This window comes from Nocardiopsis sinuspersici, assembly GCF_001998325.1.
Classification (GTDB): Bacteria; Actinomycetota; Actinomycetes; order Streptosporangiales; family Streptosporangiaceae; genus Nocardiopsis; species Nocardiopsis sinuspersici.
Genome location: NZ_MCOK01000001.1, coordinates 4,304,519 through 4,323,495 on the forward strand (window position 1 = coordinate 4,304,519; position 18,977 = coordinate 4,323,495).

13 protein-coding genes are annotated in these 18,977 nt (G+C 67.2%); 2 read left to right on the plus strand and 11 right to left on the minus strand.

The genetic code is table 11. The features are described 5' to 3' along the window. Positions 1-25: 25 nt before the first annotated feature. From guaB to groES, 4 genes are all read right to left on the minus strand, one after another. Positions 26-1,516 (minus strand): IMP dehydrogenase, encoded by a 1,491-nt coding sequence (gene guaB, locus NOSIN_RS18600; protein WP_077691975.1) that lies wholly within the window; start codon positions 1,514-1,516, stop codon positions 26-28. 878 nt (positions 1,517-2,394) lie between these two features. Then, on the minus strand, positions 2,395-3,036 hold the full coding sequence (locus NOSIN_RS18605; protein WP_375539658.1) for a sigma-70 family RNA polymerase sigma factor: 642 nt from the start codon (positions 3,034-3,036) through the stop codon (positions 2,395-2,397). 289 nt (positions 3,037-3,325) lie between these two features. Continuing rightward, complete coding sequence (gene groL, locus NOSIN_RS18610) at positions 3,326-4,933, minus strand: chaperonin GroEL (RefSeq protein ID WP_077691977.1); 1,608 nt, start codon at positions 4,931-4,933, stop codon at positions 3,326-3,328. Positions 4,934-5,048: 115 nt separating this feature from the next. Further along, entirely contained in the window at positions 5,049-5,357 is a 309-nt protein-coding gene (groES, locus tag NOSIN_RS18615; protein ID WP_077691978.1) for a co-chaperone GroES, read from the minus strand. Positions 5,358-5,695: 338 nt separating this feature from the next. Between groES and NOSIN_RS18620 the strand changes: the two genes are divergently transcribed. After that, positions 5,696-6,964, plus strand: a complete 1,269-nt coding sequence (locus NOSIN_RS18620) for a class I SAM-dependent methyltransferase (protein ID WP_077691979.1) — start codon at positions 5,696-5,698, stop codon at positions 6,962-6,964. Positions 6,965-7,395: 431 nt separating this feature from the next. Further along, positions 7,396-9,513, plus strand: coding sequence for a hypothetical protein (locus NOSIN_RS18625; protein ID WP_077691980.1), 2,118 nt, complete (start codon positions 7,396-7,398; stop codon positions 9,511-9,513). A 241-nt stretch (positions 9,514-9,754) separates the two neighbouring features. On the opposite strand, the gene NOSIN_RS18630 is transcribed toward NOSIN_RS18625, so the two are convergent. The 7 genes from NOSIN_RS18630 to NOSIN_RS18660 all read right to left on the minus strand — a co-directional run bounded on the left by NOSIN_RS18630 (position 9,755) and on the right by NOSIN_RS18660 (position 18,965). Continuing rightward, positions 9,755-10,723, minus strand: coding sequence for a zinc-binding dehydrogenase (locus tag NOSIN_RS18630; protein WP_077691981.1), 969 nt, complete (start codon positions 10,721-10,723; stop codon positions 9,755-9,757). Between the two features lie 169 nt (positions 10,724-10,892). After that, positions 10,893-11,348 carry a DUF6098 family protein gene (locus tag NOSIN_RS18635; RefSeq protein ID WP_077691982.1) on the minus strand — a complete coding sequence of 152 codons (456 nt, stop codon included), beginning with the start codon at positions 11,346-11,348 and terminating at the stop codon, positions 10,893-10,895. A gap of 208 nt (positions 11,349-11,556) precedes the next feature. After that, complete coding sequence (locus tag NOSIN_RS18640) at positions 11,557-13,149, minus strand: carbohydrate-binding protein (protein ID WP_077691983.1); 1,593 nt, start codon at positions 13,147-13,149, stop codon at positions 11,557-11,559. A 392-nt stretch (positions 13,150-13,541) separates the two neighbouring features. Beyond that, positions 13,542-14,477, minus strand: a complete 936-nt coding sequence (locus tag NOSIN_RS18645) for a hypothetical protein (RefSeq protein WP_170293654.1) — start codon at positions 14,475-14,477, stop codon at positions 13,542-13,544. Positions 14,478-14,745: 268 nt separating this feature from the next. Further along, on the minus strand, positions 14,746-16,065 hold the full coding sequence (locus NOSIN_RS18650; RefSeq protein ID WP_170293655.1) for an outer membrane protein assembly factor BamB family protein: 1,320 nt from the start codon (positions 16,063-16,065) through the stop codon (positions 14,746-14,748). Positions 16,066-16,145: 80 nt separating this feature from the next. Further along, positions 16,146-18,623: a TPR repeat region-containing protein gene (locus NOSIN_RS26860; RefSeq protein WP_143832955.1), complete on the minus strand. Its 2,478-nt coding sequence runs from the start codon at positions 18,621-18,623 to the stop codon at positions 16,146-16,148. A 39-nt stretch (positions 18,624-18,662) separates the two neighbouring features. Continuing rightward, the gene (locus NOSIN_RS18660; protein WP_077693655.1) at positions 18,663-18,965 is read right to left on the minus strand and encodes a hypothetical protein; all 303 of its coding nucleotides are present in this window, start codon (positions 18,963-18,965) and stop codon (positions 18,663-18,665) included. Between the last annotated feature and the right edge of the window lie 12 nt (positions 18,966-18,977).

Below are 18,977 nucleotides of genomic sequence, written 5' to 3' on the forward strand. Positions count from 1 at the left end.
CGGTGACGTTGCGGTGCCGTGTCCGTCAGCGCGCGTTGTAGTTGGGCGCCTCGACGGTCATCTTGATGTCGTGCGGGTGGCTCTCGCGCAGCCCGGCGCTGGTGATGCGCATCAGCTGGCCGCGCTCGCGCAGGTCGTCCACGGTGCGGGTACCGGCGTACCACATGGACTGGTGGAGCCCGCCGACGAGCTGGTGGGCGACCGCCTGGAGCGGGCCGCGGAAGGGGACCTGGCCCTCGATGCCCTCGGGGACCAGCTTGTCCTCGGAGGACACCTCGGCCTGCGCGTAGCGGTCCTTGGAGAAGGACCGGCCGCGCATGGCGCCGAGCGAGCCCATGCCGCGGTAGGCCTTGAACTGCTTGCCGTTGATGAAGATCAGCTCGCCCGGGCTCTCCTCCACACCGGCCAGGAGGCTGCCGAGCATCACCGTGCTGGCACCGGCGGCGATGGCCTTGGCGATCTCCCCGGAGTACTGGAGCCCGCCGTCGGCGATGAGCGGCACGCCGGCCGGGCCGCAGGCCTTGGAGGCCTCCAGGATGGCGGTGAGCTGCGGGGCGCCCACGCCGGCCACGACACGGGTGGTGCAGATGGAGCCCGGCCCCACACCGACCTTGACGGCGTCGGCCCCGGCGTCGATGAGCAACTGGGCACCGGCGCGGGTGGCGACGTTGCCCGCGACGATGTCGGCGCGGGAGTTGGCCTTGAGCTTGGCGATCATGTCCGCGAGCCCGGCGGAGTGGCCGTGGGCGGTGTCCACGACGATGAAGTCGACGCCGGCCTCCACGAGCCGCTTGGCGCGCTGTTCGGCCTCGGTGCCCACCCCCACGGCGCCGCCGACGACGAGGCGGCCGTCGGCGTCCTTGGTGGCGTTGGGGAACTGCTCGCTCTTGATGAAGTCCTTGACGGTGATCAGGCCGCGCAGGCGGTTCTGGCCGTCGACCAGGGGCAGCTTCTCGACCTTGTGGCTGCGCAGGAGCTCGAAGGCCTGGCCGCGGCTGACACCGACGGGGGCGGTGACCAGGCTCTCGGTGGTCATGACGTCGCGGACCAGGCGGTCGCGGTCGCTCTCGAAGCGCATGTCCCGGTTGGTGACGATGCCGACCAGGACGCCCGAGCCGTCGGTGACGGGGACGCCGGAGATCCGGTAGTGGGCGCACAGGCGCTCGACGTCGGCGAGGGTGTCCTCGGGCTGGCAGGTGACCGGGTCGGTGACCATGCCCGCCTCGGAGCGCTTGACCAGGTCGATCTGGCTGGCCTGGTCCTCGACGGAGAGGTTGCGGTGCAGCACGCCCGCGCCGCCCTGGCGGGCCATGGCCACGGCCATGCGCGCCTCGGTGACGGTGTCCATCGCCGCGGACAGCAGCGGGATGCTCAGGGTGATGTTGCGGGACAGGCGGGTGGTGGTGTCCACCTCGCCGGGCTGGAGGTCGGAGTAGGCCGGTACGAGGAGCACGTCGTCGTAGGTCAACCCCGGCGGTAGTACTTTGTCCCCGTATTCGCTGTACTCCTGGCCCATGACACAACCTCCGCTTCGCCGGCACACCTGCGCGGTCTCGCCCCCGCGTGTCGTCTCATCCTAGGCCGTGGCCCCGTGCGTACCCGGTGAAACGGACTGTTCGCCCCGTCACCACGGCCTGAAAGTGACCAGACTCACGGTTTGGCCCACGTCCTCGGCGTGGTCTCCGCAGGGGCCCCACCTCCTCCAACGGGCACACGGCCCCCGGTTCTTCCCGATGGGAGCACATGGTCCTCCGAGGGGGCGTTGGGCGGCTCGTGGGCCGGCCGGAAACGTCGCCGGTGTGGTGGGAGGGTCCGCAGCGAACGCGTCCTGGGTCCTGTTCGGTGGACTCGGTCCTGTTCCGCCGGGGGCGAGGGCGCCGACGGGGTTCTGGAGGATTCGTAGGTGGGGCTGCGAGGAACGAGCCGCCATACCGGAGGATCCGAAGGTTCCCGTACCTCCGGCGCCCGAGCACGAGGCGAAGCGCAGCGCAGCCTCAAAGACGACACAGCGAGGGCGCCGACGGGGTTCTGGAGGTCCCGCAGGTGCGCCCGCGAGGAACGAGCCGCCATACCGGAGGATCCGAAGGTTCCCGTACCCGCGGCGCCCGAACACGAGGCGAAGCGCAGCGCAGCCTCAAAGACGACACAGCGAGGGCGCCGACGGGGCTGCCGGAGGCCCCGCAGGTACGCCCGCGAGGCACGAGCCGCCATACCGGAGGATCCGAAGGTTCCCGTACCCGCGGCGCCCGAACACGAGGCGAAGCGCAGCCTCAAGGAGACACGGCCTAGTGCTGGGAGGAGCGGTGCCTCGTCGGGCCCAGCGCACGGCAGTAGCCGCGCACGCGCGGGCGGCGGGGACACGGACGGCCACCGCTCCGGGGACGCCCGCCGTGCTCAGGGGAGGAGGCGGTTCGCCACGGCCACCTGCCGAAGCCGAGCAATAGCTCGGTGCTGGGCAACCCGTACCGCTCCTGCCGACATTCCAAGTACATGTCCCGTCTCATCTGCTGTAAGTCCCGCGATCACCCGCATGACCAGCAGCTTGCGCTGCTGCTCGGGCAGTTCGTCGAGAAGCTCTCTGGCGCGCTGGGCCTCGATGACCCGCACCGCCGACTCCTCCGGCCCCGGGGCCTCGTCCGGCCGCTCGGGCACGGAGTCGGTGGAGACCACCTCCACCCGTCCGGCCACGCGCAGGGTGTCGGCCACCTTGTGGGCCGCGATCCCGAACACGAAGGCCGCGAACGGACGGCCGCGGTCCTGGTAGCGCGGTATCGCCGAGAGCAGGGCGATACACACCTCCTGGGCCACGTCGTCGGAGTGGTGGGCCAGTCCCGAGACCCGGGCGAGGCGGGCACGGCAGTACCTGACCACCATGGGGCGGACCTCGCGCAACAGCGAGTCCATGGCCCCGTCGTCCCCTCGGACCGCGAGAGACCCCAGGTGGTTCAACCCCGTTTCGCGCGCGGCGGGGTCCGCATCCCCGTGCGTTCCCGGCCGCTGCGCGGTAACGCCCCCCCGGGCGCCTGCATCCGTCACGCTACGAATGATGCCCCCACCACAGGACCCAACCACTCAGATCGACAACTACAGAATGGTCACGTTTTGGGCAATTCACCCACAAACGCCACGCGCGTTCGGGAGAAACGTGGGTCCCACGTGGTAGTGCGCGGGGGCGGGACACGATCGTGTCCCGCCCCCGAACCGAACCTCACCGGGCCCGACGCCGCGGCCCTCAGCCGCGACGGCGGCGGACGGGGAGACCGGTGCGGGGACCGGCCCGCCCGTCCGGCGGCCCGACGGCTACCAGCGCCGACGCCGGCCGGCGCTAGTGGCTGTGGCCGTGGCCCTCGTCCTCGTCCTCCTCGGGCTTGTCCGCGACCAGCACCTCGGTGGTCAGCAGCATGCCCGCGATGGAGGCGGCGTTCTGGACGGCGGAGCGGGAGACCTTGACCGGGTCGATGATGCCCTCGGCGGTCAGGTCGCCGTAGGTGCCGGTCGCGGCGTTGTAGCCGTGGCCGACCTCCATCTCCGACACGCGGTGGGTGACCACGTAGCCCTGGGCGCCCGCGTTCTCGGCGATCCAGCGGGCGGGCTCGACCAGGGCGCGGCGGACGATCGCCACACCGGTGGCCTCGTCGCCGGTCAGGCCGAGGTCGTCCAGGGCGGTCGAGGCGTGCACCAGGGCGGAGCCGCCACCGGCGACGATGCCCTCCTCGATGGCCGCGCGGGTCGCCGAGATGGCGTCCTCGAGGCGGTGCTTCTTCTCCTTGAGCTCCACCTCGGTGGCCGCGCCCACACGCAGGACGGACACGCCGCCCGCGAGCTTGGCCAGGCGCTCCTGGAGCTTCTCGCGGTCCCAGTCGGAGTCGCTCGCCTCGATCTCCTTGCGGATCTGGCGAACGCGGTCCTCGACCTCGGACTGCTCACCGGCACCGTCCACGATGGTGGTGGTGTCCTTGGTGATGGTGATGCGGCGGGCGCTGCCGAGCGTGTCGATGTCGGCGTTGTCCAGGGACAGGCCGACCTCCTCGGCGATGACCTGGCCGCCGGTGAGGACGGCGATGTCCTGGAGCATGGCCTTGCGGCGCTCGCCGAAGCCGGGCGCCTTGACCGCGGCGACGTCGAGCGTGCCGCGGATCTTGTTCAGCACCAGGGCGCCCAGGGCGTCGCCCTCGATGTCCTCGGCGATGATGAGCAGCGGCTTCTTGTTGTTCTGGAGGACCTTCTCCAGCAGGGGCAGCAGGTCGTTGAGGTTGCTGATCTTGCCCTGGTGGATCAGGATCAGCGCGTCCTCGAGCACCGCCTCCTGGCGGTCGCCGTCGGTGACGAAGTAGGGCGAGATGTAGCCCTTGTCGAACTGCATGCCCTCGGTGAAGTCCAGGTCCAGACCGAAGGTCGGGGCCTCCTCCACCGTGATGACGCCGTCCTTGCCGACCTTGTCGAACGCCTCGGCGATCATGTCGCCGATCTGGGCGTCCTGGGCCGAGTTGGTGGCGACGTAGGCGATGTCCTCGCGCTCCTCGACGGGGCGGGCGCGCTCCAGCAGGATCTCCGACACCCTGTTGGCGGCGGCGTCGATGCCCTTCTTCATGGACATCGGGGAGGCGCCGGCGGCCACGCTGCGGATCCCCTCGCGCACGAGGGCCTGGGCGAGGACGGTCGCGGTGGTGGTGCCGTCACCGGCGGCGTCGTTGGTCTTGGTGGCGACCTCCTTGACCAGCTGGGCGCCCAGGTTCTCGTAGGGGTCGTCCAGCTCGATCTCACGGGCGACGGTCACACCGTCGTTCGTGATGGTGGGGGCACCGAACTTCTTGTCGATGACGACGTTGCGGCCGCGCGGGCCGAGCGTCACCTTGACGGCGTTGGCGAGGCGGTCGACGCCCCGCTCGAGGGCGCGGCGGGCGTCGTCCTCGAACTCCAGGATCTTCGGCATAGGAATACTTCCTCTTCGGCTGGTCAAAAAACGGGCATCCCGCCCGCCCGGCGATGTGCCGACCGGTGCGGGATGCGGATGACTCCGAGCCCGGAGTGCCGGGCCCCGTCGGGACCTACTTCTCGACGACCGCGAGAATGTCGCGGGCGGAGAGAACCAGGTACTCCTCGCCGTCGTACTTGACCTCGGTGCCGCCGTACTTGCTGTAGAGGACGACGTCGCCGACGTTCACGTCAAGGGCGATGCGCTTGCCGTTGTCGTCGAGACGGCCGGGGCCCACGGCCAGGACGGTGCCCTCCTGGGGCTTCTCCTTGGCGGTGTCCGGGATGACCAGACCGGAAGCAGTGGTCTGCTCGGCCTCCAGCGTCTGGACCACGACGCGGTCCTCCAACGGCTTCAGCACGGTCTTGGTGGCGGTCGACATGGTGTGACCTCCCCCTTCAAGGTTTGGTGTCCAGTCTTCGGCCCGCACTGGCGCACGGACCGGTTGCGAAAAAGGGGCGACCACGGCGGCCTGTCGTCGCGGGTGCCAGACCGGCCTCGTCGCGATTAGCACTCTACCCCCGAGAGTGCCAGAATGGAAACGTGACCGTGACCCCCCGTCGGAGACCCCGGCCCCGCCCGGGGTGCCGGCGGCCGGGCGCCCGGATCCGTCGGGATTTCGGCCGGGCCCGTTCGCGAGGACCGGAGCAGCCGGAACAGGCGGACCCGCCGACCGCGGACACTCCTTCGCCGACCGCTCTTCCACGTTCGGGGGAACCCATGCACGTGCCCGCCTTCGAGGCGCTCCTCACCGACGCGGGCCGGGAGGTGCTGGCGGGGATCGACCCGAAGGCCGCCGCCCGTGACCGGCTGGCCGCCGCCTCCAGGTTGCGCGGCGATCCGCGCGTGGCGGATCTCGACCCCGGTCTACCCGTCTCGGAGCTGGTAAACGCGGTCCTGACCCAGGTGCTGCTGCGCGAACGCGGCCGTGCCAAGTTCGGCGACCGCGCGGAGCGGATGTTCTTCACCCCCGACGGCCTGGAGCAGTCCACCCGGCGGGTGGTGGCCGACCACCGCGCGGAGCGGATGGCGCGGGCCGCCCCTTCCGTCCTGGACGGCGCCGCAGCGGGCGACCTGTGCTGCGGGGTCGGCGCGGACCTGCTGGCGCTGGCCGAGCGCGGCGTCCCGGTGGAGGGCGTGGACGCCGACCCGCTGACGGTGGCCGTGGCGCGTGCCAACATCGAGGCCCTCGGACTGTCCGGCCTGGCCCGGGTCCGCGAGGGCGACGCCGCCGAGGCCGCGCCCGGCCGGTACCCGCTGCTGTTCTGCGACCCCGCGCGTCGGGGCGGGCGCGGCCGGGTGTTCGACCCGGCGGCCTACTCCCCGCCGTGGGACGTGGCGGCCGGGCTGGCCGCCGCCTCGGGCGCGGCCTGCCTCAAGGCCGCGCCGGGCATCCCCCACGAGGCGCTGCCCGAGGACGCGGCGGCCGAGTGGATCTCGGTGGACGGGGAGCTGAAGGAGACGGCGCTGTGGTTCGGCGCGCTGGCCGGGGGACCCCGGCGCCGGGCGACGGTGCTGCACGAGCGGGAGGGGCTGCTGGCCCGCGAGGGCGCGGTGGCGCACCTGGACGCCGACCCCGGCCTGGGCCCGGCCCCGGTGGCCGCGGCCCGGCGCTACCTGTACGACCCGGATCCGGCCGTGGTGCGCTCGCACCTGGTGGCAGAGGCGGCGGCCCGGGTGGACGGCGCCCTGCTGGACGAGCGGATCGCCTACTTCACGGCGGACACGAGGACCGTCTCACCGTTGTGGCGGGTGCTGGAGGTCCTGGAGGTGCTGCCGTTCTCCCTGAAGCGGCTGCGCTCAGCGGTGCGGAAGTTGAACGCCGGGACGGTGACGGTCAAGAAGCGGGGCTCGGCGGTGGACACCGAGAAACTGCGCCGGGACCTTCGGGCGTCCGGCCCCGAGTCGGTGACGGTCGTGCTCACCCGGATCGGCGACCGGCCCTTCTGCCTGCTGTGCCGCGAGGCCGGGGGCCCCGCCGCGGACTGAGCGGGTGCGCGGGAGGAGGAGCCCGTACGCGGGGCTGGGTGCGGAAGCGGGGGGAGCATTCGCGGCGCGGGAGCCGTGTTCCACCTCACCGGGTCACGGGCAGGGGCCAGATCGTTACCTTCCGAGCCCACATCTTTGGCCGCTCCTTGGGGAGGGAGGAGTCGGTGTCGTTAAACTGGCGACCGTTGAATTCTTTCCCTTCTCATGGATTCACCCGGAAGGCCATGGTTGTTTGAACCGCCACGCGGCTCGACCAGAACATGGACCTCGCCTCTTGTGTATACACACCGTCACACTCTAATTACGACGAGGCAGTATTGGTGCGGGAGCGCCGCCCGCCCGGGGACCATCGAGAACCCGTCCCGCCCGGAACCCACCGTCCCTTCCCCCCGGACGGGCACGGGAGCGCCAGCAAAATAAGGAGCACCTCGGTGGAACAGACCAATCACAACTTCCTCAACGGGGGAGGCCAGGCCGGGATCTCCGACCGGATGCGCGACCTGCTCTCCCAAGCCGCACAGGAGCACGTCTCCGACCAGAAGTCGCAGGGCGCGGTCAGCGAAGAGATGCGCCAGCGCCTCGAAGGCATGGAATGGCTGCTCCGCGAACTGCGTGAGCGTGAACTCACCTCCCTCTCAGAATCGGTCGCCACGGCCAACAGCCGTATCGACGACTTCCTGGCCCGTCCGCCGGAATGGGCCGAGACCCTGGCCGAGCACATAGAGGTCGTCGGCCAGCAGGTCAAACCCCTGTCCGACCTGCCGTCCCTGCGCGCGGACACCAACCGCGTCGCCGGGCACCTGGACACCGCGCTCACCCGCATGCAGCGGATGGCCGAGACCGGGAACCGCACCGCCGAGCAGGTCACCGAGCTCGGGGAGCGCCTCAACGGGCTGAGCGACACCTTCGGTGAGCGCCTGGACGCCCTCGACACCGCGCTCGCCTCCCTCACCGCCAAGACCGAGGCCGTCGAGGCGTCGCTGTCGGCGCTGTCGAAGGCCTCGGAGAGCCGCCACGAGGCCCTCACCACCGGGCTGGCCGAGAGCCGCACCGAGCTGACCGAGGCCCTGGCCGGCGGGCGGGCGGAGATCTCCGAGGCCCTGTCCGAGGGCCGCACCGAGCTCGCCGAGGCCGTCGCCGCCAGCCGCGAGAGCCTCACCTCCGCCGTCCAGGAGAGCCGCGAGGCCCTCACCGAGGCCGACACCCGGCTGAGTGAGACCGTCACCGCCAGGCTGGAGGAGGCCTCCGTCGAGCTGAGCACGCTCGTCGAGGAGCGCACCGACCGGCTGCGCACCTCCTTCGAGGAGCGCACCGCCGAGCAGCACGAGACCCTGCTGTCCCGGCTGCAGGAGAACACCGGCGAGCTGGGCGAGCGCACCACGGCCCTGGCCGAGGAGCTGGGCGCCCTGGCTACCGCCTCGGGCGAGCGCCACGAGGCCCTCGCCGCCAAGCTCACCGAGAGCGTCGGCTACCTCAGCACCCAGGCCGAGGAGAACAACGCCGAGACCACCGCGGCCGTCGCCGACGTCACCGGTTCGCTCGCCAAGCTGCGCGAGAAGCACGAGTCGTCGCTCACCGAGCTGCGCACCCACCTGCGCCAGCGCCTGACCGAGCTCAACGAGCAGATGGAGCTGGGCCGCACCGAGACCCGGGAGCACGCCGAGGCCACCTCCGAGCGCCTGCGCGAGGCGATGGTCGAGCGCACCGACGCCCTGAGCTCCCGGATCGCCGAGGACGCCGAGCGCGTCACCGCCGACTTCGCCGAGCTGCGGGAGTTCGTCCGGGAGAGCGGCGACAAGCTCTCCACCGAGTCCGAGGAGCGCTCGCAGGCGCTGACCGAGACGCTCACCGAGCAGGTGGAGGCGCACCGGGCGGCCCTGGACGAGCGTCTGGAGCGCCAGCGCGAGTCGATCACCGGCAAGGTCGACAACCACCTGTCGCAGATCACCGGCAAGGTGGACCACGAGCTGGGCCGCCTCACCGACCGCTTCGACACCTTCGAGGGCCACTTCGAGGGGAGCTTCGAGAGCGTCGAGGGCAAGATCGACCGCATCGACGGCCGTATCGACGGTGTCAACGGTCGCCTGGACGGCCTGGACGGCCGGGTCAACGGGGTCGAGGGCCAGTTCGAGGGCGTCAGCGGGCACTTCGAGGGCGTCGACGGCCGTATGGAGGCCCTCGACGACCGGCTGGAGGCGCTCAACCAGCGGCTCAACCAGCTCCCGCAGACCATGGAGGTCAGCGAGCTGCACCGCCGCCTGACCGAGCTGGTGGACCGGCCCCAACTGGACCACAGCAGCAAGCTGGACGAGATCGACGAGCACGTCACCTCGTCCGTGACGCCGGTGCTGCGCGAGCTCAAGCAGCGTCCGGACCGGCACGAGATGGAGGAGACCGTCACCGAGGCGGTCGAGAACTCCCACGACGACATCACCAAGCGGTTCACCTCCCTGGAGGAGACCGTGCTGGCCCTGGCGGAGGCGCTGCTGCGCCCGAACCGGGAGGGCAAGAAGAAGCGCCGCCTCGACGACGACGAGGACGACGAGTAGGACGCCGTCCGCCCGGTGACCGCCGGGCGGACACGGACCGGTGGGGGCCGGGGCACCGCGGGGTGTCCCGGCCCCCTTCGCGTGTTCGGAGGCGTCGGCACGGGTGAGCGGCGCTCACGCGCCAGAACGCCACCGTGCCGCCGGTTCCCCGTCTTCCGTGGACGCCGACGGGGAACCGGGGCCACCGGGTGCCCGGGCGGGCCGGGAGGGGCGCGGCCGGCCCCGGCGGTACCCGAGCAGGTCAGACCGTGAAGACGATCTTGCCGAACTGCTCTCCGTCGGCCATGGCCTGGAAGCCCTCCCCGGCCCTGGCCAGGGGCAGCACCCGGTCGATCTCGGGGCGCACGCCCGTGCGGGCGCACATCCGGGCCAGGGAGTCCAGCTCCTGCTTGGTGCCCATGGTGGAGCCGATGACCCTCAACTGGAGGAAGAACACCCGGTTGAGCTCGGCAGGGGGCGCGTCCCCGCTGGTGGCGCCGCAGGTGATCACGGCGCCGCCCGGCTTCAGGGAGCGCAGGGAGTGCGCCCAGGTGGCCTGGCCGACCGAGTCGAAGACCGCGTCCACCCTCTCCGGCAGGCGCTCACCCGTGGGCAGCGCCGCGTGGGCGCCCAGGGACAGGGCCCTGGTCCGCTTCTCCTCGCTGCGGCTGGTGGCGTAGATCCGGTGGCCGACCTGGGCCGCCAGGCGGATGAGCGCCGCGGCCACCCCTCCCCCGGCGCCCTGCACCAGCACCGTGGAACCGGGACGCAGGTCGGCCTTGCCGAAGAGCATGCTGTAGGCGGTGAGCCACGCGGTGGGCAGGCAGGCGGCCTCCTCGAAGCTCAGTTCCTCGGGCTTGGGCACCAGGTTGCCGCGGGGTACCAGGACCCTCTCCGCGAAGGTGCCGTCGTGGACCTCCGAGAGCAGGGAGCGGCGGGGATCGCGGGTCTCGTCGCCGCCCCCGGCGGACGGGTCCCCGACGACCCCGTGCACGATGACCTCGTTGCCGTCCTCGTCCACTCCGGCTGCGTCGCAGCCCAGGACCATGGGCAGGCGCTTCTCGCTGAGCCCGACTCCGCGCAGGCTCCACAGGTCGTGGTGGTTGAGGGATGCGGCTCTGACGTCGACCGCCGTCCACCCCTCGCGGGGCTCGGGGTCGGGGCGCTCGCCCGCCTCCAGGCCGGAGACGGGGTCCTCGGGCGCGATGCGTGCTGCGGTGATAGCGAACATACCCAGAGCCAACCACGGCGACCGAACCCGGTTCCACCCCCGGGCCGTGCCCGGGCGGCCGGATGGTCCGGGCGGTCCGAGTGGTTCGGTGGTCCGGTGGTTCGGGTGACCGAGCGGTTCGGGCGGCCGGGCGGTCCGAGTGGTCCGAGTGGTCCGGTGGTCCGGTCGCCTACGGGTCCGTCGGCCTGCGCCCCGCCTCGAAGTCACGCCGGTACCTGTCCAGTGCCTCCTCCATCACGTCCTCGGAGAGGTAGGCGATCGGCCGGACGTCGTCCAGGAGCGGTTCGTGGTCCGGGCCGTGGGCGACGGTGCGCCCCTGGAGCACCCACCCGCACCGCTCCGGGTCCTCCTCCACGAGCGAGGCGTACTTGCGGACCTGGCGGGCGAGCCAGTCCTCCGGCGGGCGGGTCCACCAGGGTTCCGGTGTCAGGACGGTGACCGAGAGCCCGGGGAGTTCGAGCCCGCTCTCGTAGTCCTTGCTCACGGAGCGGCGGTCCTGGTCGGGACCGTCGGAGTAGCGCAGGTAGAGGCGGTCGTGCTCGGAGACGAGCTCCGCCAGTTCGGCCAGGCCGGTGATGGTCGGCAGGGGCGTCCGCGCGCCGTTGCGCCGTGAGGTCGCGTCCATACGGCCCGACTACCCCGCCCACTCTCGGAGAACACCCCCGGTGAGCGATGTGAGAGGTGTGGACGGGGACGGGGGGTACGTGGTCTGGCCGACCCATCCGGTTCGTCCGAATGGGCCGGCCAGGGTCATCGCCGTTCCCGGCGCCCGGGTGCGGGTCGGCGCCCGGGCGCGGGGACCGGTGGTCGAGGAGGTCGGTCTCCGAGGCCGGTTACGGCGTCACGGGGCTGCCGCCGAAGGTCACGACGAGCCGGCCGTCCTGGGTGAAGGACCAGTCCAGGCCGCCGTCGTACGAGGAGCACCGGGACCCGTTGGAGCCCGACCAGAACTGGTTCGAGCCGTCGGCGTCGCCGATGATCCTGTCGTTGGACCCGCTGTCGCACGAGGTGTTGTTCCGGAACACCGAGGAGCCGCCGTCGAAGTTGAAGTTGCGCTCCTCGTTGCCGATGCCGACGTTGTTCGCGATCGTCATCGAGCCGAGGTTCCTGTTGTAGGTGAACCCGTGCTTGCCGTTGTCGTAGGCGATGTTGCCCCTGATGACGTGGTCGACCCCGATGTCCTCGCCGCCGAGCTTGAAGCCGTTGCGGTCACCGCTGCCGGCCTGGGATCCGTCGCTGAGGGTGCCGTTCTCGTAGGCGAGGGAGTCCTCGATGGTCACGGCGCCGATGGGACCGGTCTCGCTCTTGGTGTAGAGGTCCCAGCCGTCGTCGATGTTGTTGTGGGCCACGGCGTAGCGGAAGACGTTCCCCGGACCTGAGGTGAGCTTCGCGGCGAAGCCGTCGGCGTCCTCGCCGTCGGAGTCGACGTTGTCGTGCGACTCCGCGCTCAGGACGAGGTTGTCCGAGGGCCACTCGCTCTCGGGGGTGCTGGAGGAGCGCCGCGAGATCTGAAGCCCCGTGTCGGCGTTGAAGCGCGTCACCGTGCGTTCGATGACGTTGTCGCTGCCGCCGACGAAGATGCCGTTGTCGCCGGCGTGCTCGACGATGACGCCGTAGACGTGCCAGTAGGACCCGTTCACCGCGAGCCCGCGGTTGGACGAGTTCTCACTCTGGGCCGAGAAGTCCAGCACCGGGGTCTCGCCCGGGTAGGCGGACAGTTCCGTGCGGTCGCCCGAGGTGCCGTCGTTGCCCTGCGGGATGGTGACCGTCTCCGAGAGGCGGTAGGTCCCGCCGCGCAGGTAGATCGTTCCGCCGGGGGTGACGCGGTCGATCGCCGAGGTGAGCGTCGTCGGGTCCGACTCCGTCCCGTCCGCGCTCTCGCTGCCGCCCGGCGCCGCGTACAGCGCGGAACCCGGCGGCGGCGTGTCACCGCCGCCGTCCCCGTCGCCGTCGCCCTCGCCCGCCTCGACGTCGAGGCGGTCGATGTTGGGCAGGCCGTTGCCGCTGGTGGGGTCGAACCGGATGGTGTTGCTGCCCGAACCCACCTGCACCGTGAGCGTCTTCGTCGTCCACGCGTCCCACTCGCCGGTGCTCTCGAACGAGGCCGACGTGGCCGTCGAACCGTTCACCTCGACGTCCGCGGGCCGTGCCGTGCCGGTTCCGTTGGCGAAGCGGACCGTCAGCGTCGCCGTGCCCGGGGCGGGGGCGTTCACGGTGAACTGCGCGTAGGCGCCGTCCTCGTTGGTGCCGTTGCAGAATCCGCCGCCGGAGTAGCCGGACCAGTCGGAGTCGATGGTGCCGGTGCAGACCGCGGGGGATTCCTCGGCCTCGTAACGGGTGGACTCGGCCTGCGCCGCACTGCCGGACAGCGCGACGAGCGTGCCGGCCAGCAGGGTGGCGGACGCGATGACGGGTCTCAGTTGCATTGTTCGTCTCCAGATTGGTTGCGGGGGGTCGATGAGGGGGCGGCCGGAGGGTCGCGCGGGGAGTACCGCGGCATGGACGGACCGGAACCGCCGGACATCGCTCCGAAGCTGGAAAGCGCTTTCTTGGGAGGACGTTAAGTGCTCGATACGGACACGTCAACAGTCTTGTATTCGGCCATCGGACGTGTTATAGGCAAAGACCGAATACGTGGTCAGGGGGTGGGGAAGGGACATGGAGTCCCCGTCACGGAAAATGGTTTTCCAGCACGGAGGCCCGTGCCGACGAGGGCAGGGGCCGTCAGATTCGGGGAAGGGGCCGGCTTCCCCGGAGGGGTTGGGGAAACGCCGACCACGTCCGCGCTTCCTCTTGTACGGGGAAAGGCGGGATGGTCCTACGAACCTATCTGGGCCAAGGCTTCCAACAACAGGTTGCGGACATTCCGGCTCGACAATACGGCGGGATCATCGGTCAGCCGCACGGAGCCGTCGTCCTCCCGGACGAGAAGGTCCTCGTGAAATTCCTCCACCGAGACAATGCCCTGCTCCTCAAGCATGTCGGCGGCCAGATACGTCACCATCATCTCGACTCTGTCGGGGCTTCCCACCAGAATGGCGGCCGGTGCTCGTTCCTGGTCACCGGCAGGTTCGGGAAAGCGCATGTTCATGGACTCCAGGTCGAACAGGTCCGGATTGTGTACCTTCCCGTTCCCGGAGTTCACATACAGGTAGTCGGATCCCAGGTCTCCGTTGAGCGCCCGCGCGACCGGATGAACCTCGGCCCCGTAGGAGGGGCCGTGACCGACCACGGAGATCTGCGGCGGTGACTCCCGTTCCCCAGCACCAAAGCTCTGTTGCCATGCGGCATCGCCCTGGCTCGGGCTCAGCGCCACCAGATGGGCTTTCGATTCCTCGGCACACAGCACAGACAGGTAGACATGCTCGGAGTCGGAAGCGACGTCGAAGTCCTCCGGGGAAAGCTCTTCCCCACCGCAGTACTCACCCGGGTCAACGTGCCAGAGCTCTTCCTCCTCTTCGCCGCGCTGGTATCCGACCACTTGATCCTCGACCACGATGCGTGTGTCGGTGAATCCAAGCTCCGCCATCTCCTGGATTCCTCCCGGGGCTTCGGGAGCGGTGAAGGTGGAGCTGTGTTCGATCTCGCCGGTCTCGGGATCCAGGACGACTTCGCTCACCCGGTCCCGGAAAAGGCCCTTCTCTCCATACATGACCAGTACGGACTCAGCCCCTGAGGGAAAACCCACGGCGACTTCCGCACCGGACACCAGGTAGCTCCACCGTTCGACTCCGATACGGGGGTCAATACCCACCACACCCTCCGGGGTCACCGCGACCGCGGACTACTGAGCCAAAGCCAGTCGTAGGACATCCTGCTCGATGTCCGGCGTGATACCAGCAAGTCCCCGAAGACCCGAAACCTCCACCGCGTCACGCGCACCGAGCTCCTCGGAGGTTTGATGTTCAACGACAGGTTCTTCCCGATTCGATCCTGTACATCCCGCACCGACCAGCGCTACCGCAGAAGCGACAACAGCGGACCGCTCCCAAGAAAGCCTTCTTCCCATCCTCTGCGCCCGTTCAGTTCAGGCCAACCACACGAGCCGCCACTCCCGAGTTGGGGTACTCACGCAGAAGCACAGCCCCCGGAGCTTCCTGGAAGGTTCCCGGTCCCACGAGATACTCACTGCGCACAACACTAAGCACCTCGCTGAGATCGATCTCCACAGGTAGTGTTATCGACTCTCCATGCCCCTTACCACTCCAGTCAAATACGGCGATCTCCATGTTCTCCTCTGCCTCAGACCACCTCAACTTCAGCAGAGAATCCTTCAATGGAAGCTGGCTGGAGAGAGTCCCACCCAAGTCTTCATCGTCAGTGACAACCTCACTCCGCACATCACCCGAGAAGCTCCGCACCTCGAAACGCACCTCCCAATCTTCTTCTCCAATCTTCTCAGTGCGAACCGCCAGATAGCCGTCGGGGAGGACACGAAGCAAGTGGTTGTCAGTCTCACTGGGCAATGTATCGGACAGAACTTCTCCACTCTCGGTATCGATGACGACCGTCCCGCGGAGCGGCCCCATGTTTTGGAGAACAGCCACATCACCGACCGGAGCAAACCTTACGTCCGGAGGCTCATCGTAGTGTTCGTAATCGCCGTTGAAATCCTGACCTTGCACGAGGCGCCACTGCTCCTCGCCTGTGGCTAGATCAAGACTGACCATTACCGGATCAGCTCCACCGCACCGATACACCACGACGACACCGCTGGGGGTAAGAAAGCCTTCTTCGACATGCGAATTTCCAGAACCGTCGATGCACTCCAGGTCCTCGTTGTGCCACCCTGATTCCCCCTCCCAAGGATCGAAGGAGACAATGACTCCTTCCGGGTCCCTGCTTCCAGCCATGACGAGTCCCTCATCAGCGACCAGACCGGCCTCCTGGAGCGACAGATGGCCCTCTCCGGCTTCGCCGTGCTCGATGACGCGTAGCTCCTCGCCTGTTCCGGAGTCCAGGAGCGCGAGGAAGCCTCCAGCGCTCACCGCGACCAAAGACCCGTCCGGAGATACCGCGACCTCAGCCTCGGACTCAAGAAGCCGGTAGCTCCACACCTCTTCTCCGTTCCGGGTGTCAAGGCCAACAGCGCCATCATTGACGTGCAACACCGCCCCCGTGGGCACGGGAAGGACTTCCTGAAGCACGCTGTCCTCCGCTCCCTCCCACACCCAGGCTGCCTCAGAGACCGTGGTCGGCACCCGGAGCTTCTCAGGTTGATCCCCGGTTACCTCATGAACGATCTCGTAATCAGCCAGCTGTCGGGATTCCTCCTGCCCGCCGTCATAATCAGGCAACAGGAGTAATCCGACCACCATCACCAAAATAAGCACGACTGCCATGACAGATATTGACCATATGGTTTTTCTATTCATAATTAGCCATACACTTCCAACGCATGATCCAAAATACTCCCCGAAAACTAATCATCGGGGTTTTCTTCATCCGAATCCGACTTAACGCTGTCTTCATTCATTTCTCCACGGCCCCTGTTATACTCATCAATGTACTGCTCCATTGCCTGCCCTGTGCTAAATTCACTTGACCCCCAGGAATTATTAATTATTTCGCTCCACCCGTTCGCAATAGCAGTACCCTGCTCACCAGGAGACACATTCCATTGAGCAGTATCAGCAGGAATATATGAGTTCCCTCTTTCGTCCTCCACCACCGGACTGTATATATTTTCTCGAAGCCCTTCCATTACAGACTCATCATCATGCGCAATCCCCCGAAGAGCAGCCAACATAAAATCATCTTCCGCCTCCCACTCGCCGCGATTGTTTTCCTCTCGCTCTTCCGCTTCGTACGACTCAATATCGAAGCCCTCCTTAATGCCAATTTTGATTCCCTCAGACAGTACACTACTTCCCGCAAACGGCATTTCCGATATTGCAGCCCCAAACATATCTGCCCCGTATCCGGTTACCCTATTTTTATAATCTGCGTCCTTGCCGTCATTTACCGTCCGGGTAGCAGCCTCTTCTTCCAGGGCAGTGTCAATAAGACCTCGAAGAATCCCCGCCTCCTCGGCTCCCCCCAGAGAGAGTTCGTCTGCAACAGAGCTCCGGCCTTCAATATATTCATACATTTTGTCTTGACCAAAGGCCATGGTTTCTGCATATACCCTAGAGGCCGCATTTCCATCTCCCATTATTTGCTGAATAAAATCTGCCCTATCGGAAGGAACCAGCAGAAGACCGTGGTCCGGGTCCCACCTCGTCTGGTCCTGCCCCTCGGGAACACCGGAACTACCCGAATTTGTGCCGTATCCACTAGCGAAATCATCGATGTATGAGCTAAAGAGATCTGACCATGCCCAGGCAAGTTCTGGGTTCAAGTGCCCCGCTGATACGTTATCCCATTCCATGTCAACCACAGTGCCGTCGGGATTTGTTACCTGACCCTCGACCGAGTGCCCCGTTCCCGAAAGGGCATCACTAAATGAAGGGTCACTAAATATTTCCATCAATGCGACCATAGCTTCTCCCGCACGTTCTTGCTCGACTTCATCGCCATCAGCTTGCTCCCCCATCCAGTCAGTGATGCCGCTAACCGCAGCTCCGTCATCCGGCCACGAATGCGTATAAAGAGTCTCGATAATCCGCTCATGCGTTAGATGCTCATGATTCGGATGATACTGATACTCGCTCCCTTCAAAATCCTCACCTGTAATTATGATGTTATTCGCTTCGGGGTTCCGACTGGCAATTTCAATGATGCTCTGGAGATATTCACCGTCAGTCGGGTTACTCCAGGCCTCTCCATGAATAAGATCCGCAGCACTGGATGCGAGGAGAGCAGTGGAGAACTCTGTCCCACCCTTCATCCCTGGCCCTGAGTGGCTTAGGAAATCACCTAGTACGGAGAAGCTATCGCGCCAGCTATCGTGCTCTGAAACCTGTGCATCGATATCACCTTCGTCTTGCATCCCGAACATATCTACCTTGTCTCCAAAGGCAGTGTCCTGGACATCCTGGGGAAGATACTCCATCCCACCACCGATATCCTCGTCCGAGAGGACTAGCATGGTATTGGATAGGGCACGGTTTAGCTCTTCGCGAAGCGAATCACTAATATGCTCGCTAGAACTCACCTGATTGGCAAATGTCAGAAAACTTGAATTACCTGAAGCCGCATCGAGATCTCCAAATAGAGTTTCCATGAACTCGACCTCTCCGCCCAGTAGCTTCTCCCCGTTCTGCTGGGCCGTCAGTCCACGCGTCACCACAGCGGAGATCAGCGCGAGGTACTCGGGGTTGTTCTCCAACGCATCGATACTGACCTCGTTGCCGTTGAGGACCGCTTCGCCGATATGGGTCGCGATGACCTCGGCCTGGCCCTCATCGACGTGGTAGTACTCGAAGTCTCCCGTCGTGTAGAACCCGATGTTCTCGTTCGCTCCGAAGTAACCCCCGTCAGCGAGAGCCCGGATGTTCTCAGGAGTGGGGCCCTCCTTCAGTCTCTCCTGGATCTCGTCACACCTGGTCTCCAGGTCCCGCCACGCCTCCTCGGCCTGGAAGTTGTGCGACTCGATGATCCGCTGGGAGATGTTGAGGTTGTCCGGCTCGGCGGAGTTCGCGAGGGCCGTGGAGAGGTTCTCCTTGATCTCCTCGATCCTGTCCTCGTACCACTTGACGTCGGTACTGATCTTCTCGAGGACGCCGTAGGCGTGGATACAGGCCAGCATCGAGCTGCTCCAGGCGAACTGGTTCTCGTTCGCGGCACCTCTGAGGCTTTCACCGATCAGGTCGGAGAACTCGAAACCCACGGACGTGGTGATCGTGTTGTACTCAACGGAACGGCCGCTGATCAGGGAGAAGAGCTCCTCGAAGGTATCCCTGGCGGAGGCGACGGTGCCGCGGTCGATCTCGCATTCGATGTAGCTGAGCGCGGACAAGATGAGGCTCCTGGGGAAAGGTACGTGGGGGAAGGGTGATCAGTAGAGCTGAGCGCCGTTGATGGGGATGTGGTACTCCTCCGACGACTCCAGGTCCGTCACGGCGGCCTCGTAGGAACCTGCCTGGATGTTCTCTGCCAGAGTCCTCGCGTGGTTGCGGACGTCGATCATGTGCTGTTCGTGGTCCGTTCCGAAAGCGATCCACCCGGTGATACCTGGAGCACCACTGACCGCGTTCTTCGCAGCCTGGATCGCCTCGTCGAAGTCCGTCGGCAGGTCCCGGAGCCGTGCCGCCGCCTCCGCCGACGCCGTTCCGCCCGCGTGAGCATCGTCAACGTTCACACCGGTGCCATC

Bases quoted from the DNA above. Each gene is read 5' to 3' on its own strand.
- NOSIN_RS18635 (WP_077691982.1), bottom strand. From the start codon at position 11,348: ATGGACGCGACCTCACGGCGCAACGGCGCGCGGACGCCCCTGCCGACC.
- guaB (WP_077691975.1), bottom strand. From the start codon at position 1,516: ATGGGCCAGGAGTACAGCGAATACGGGGACAAAGTACTACCGCCGGGG.
- groES (WP_077691978.1), bottom strand. From the start codon at position 5,357: ATGTCGACCGCCACCAAGACCGTGCTGAAGCCGTTGGAGGACCGCGTC.
- NOSIN_RS18620 (WP_077691979.1), top strand. From the start codon at position 5,696: ATGCACGTGCCCGCCTTCGAGGCGCTCCTCACCGACGCGGGCCGGGAG.
- NOSIN_RS18630 (WP_077691981.1), bottom strand. From the start codon at position 10,723: ATGTTCGCTATCACCGCAGCACGCATCGCGCCCGAGGACCCCGTCTCC.
- NOSIN_RS18640 (WP_077691983.1), bottom strand. From the start codon at position 13,149: ATGCAACTGAGACCCGTCATCGCGTCCGCCACCCTGCTGGCCGGCACG.
- groL (WP_077691977.1), bottom strand. From the start codon at position 4,933: ATGCCGAAGATCCTGGAGTTCGAGGACGACGCCCGCCGCGCCCTCGAG.
- NOSIN_RS18650 (WP_170293655.1), bottom strand. From the start codon at position 16,065: ATGGCAGTCGTGCTTATTTTGGTGATGGTGGTCGGATTACTCCTGTTG.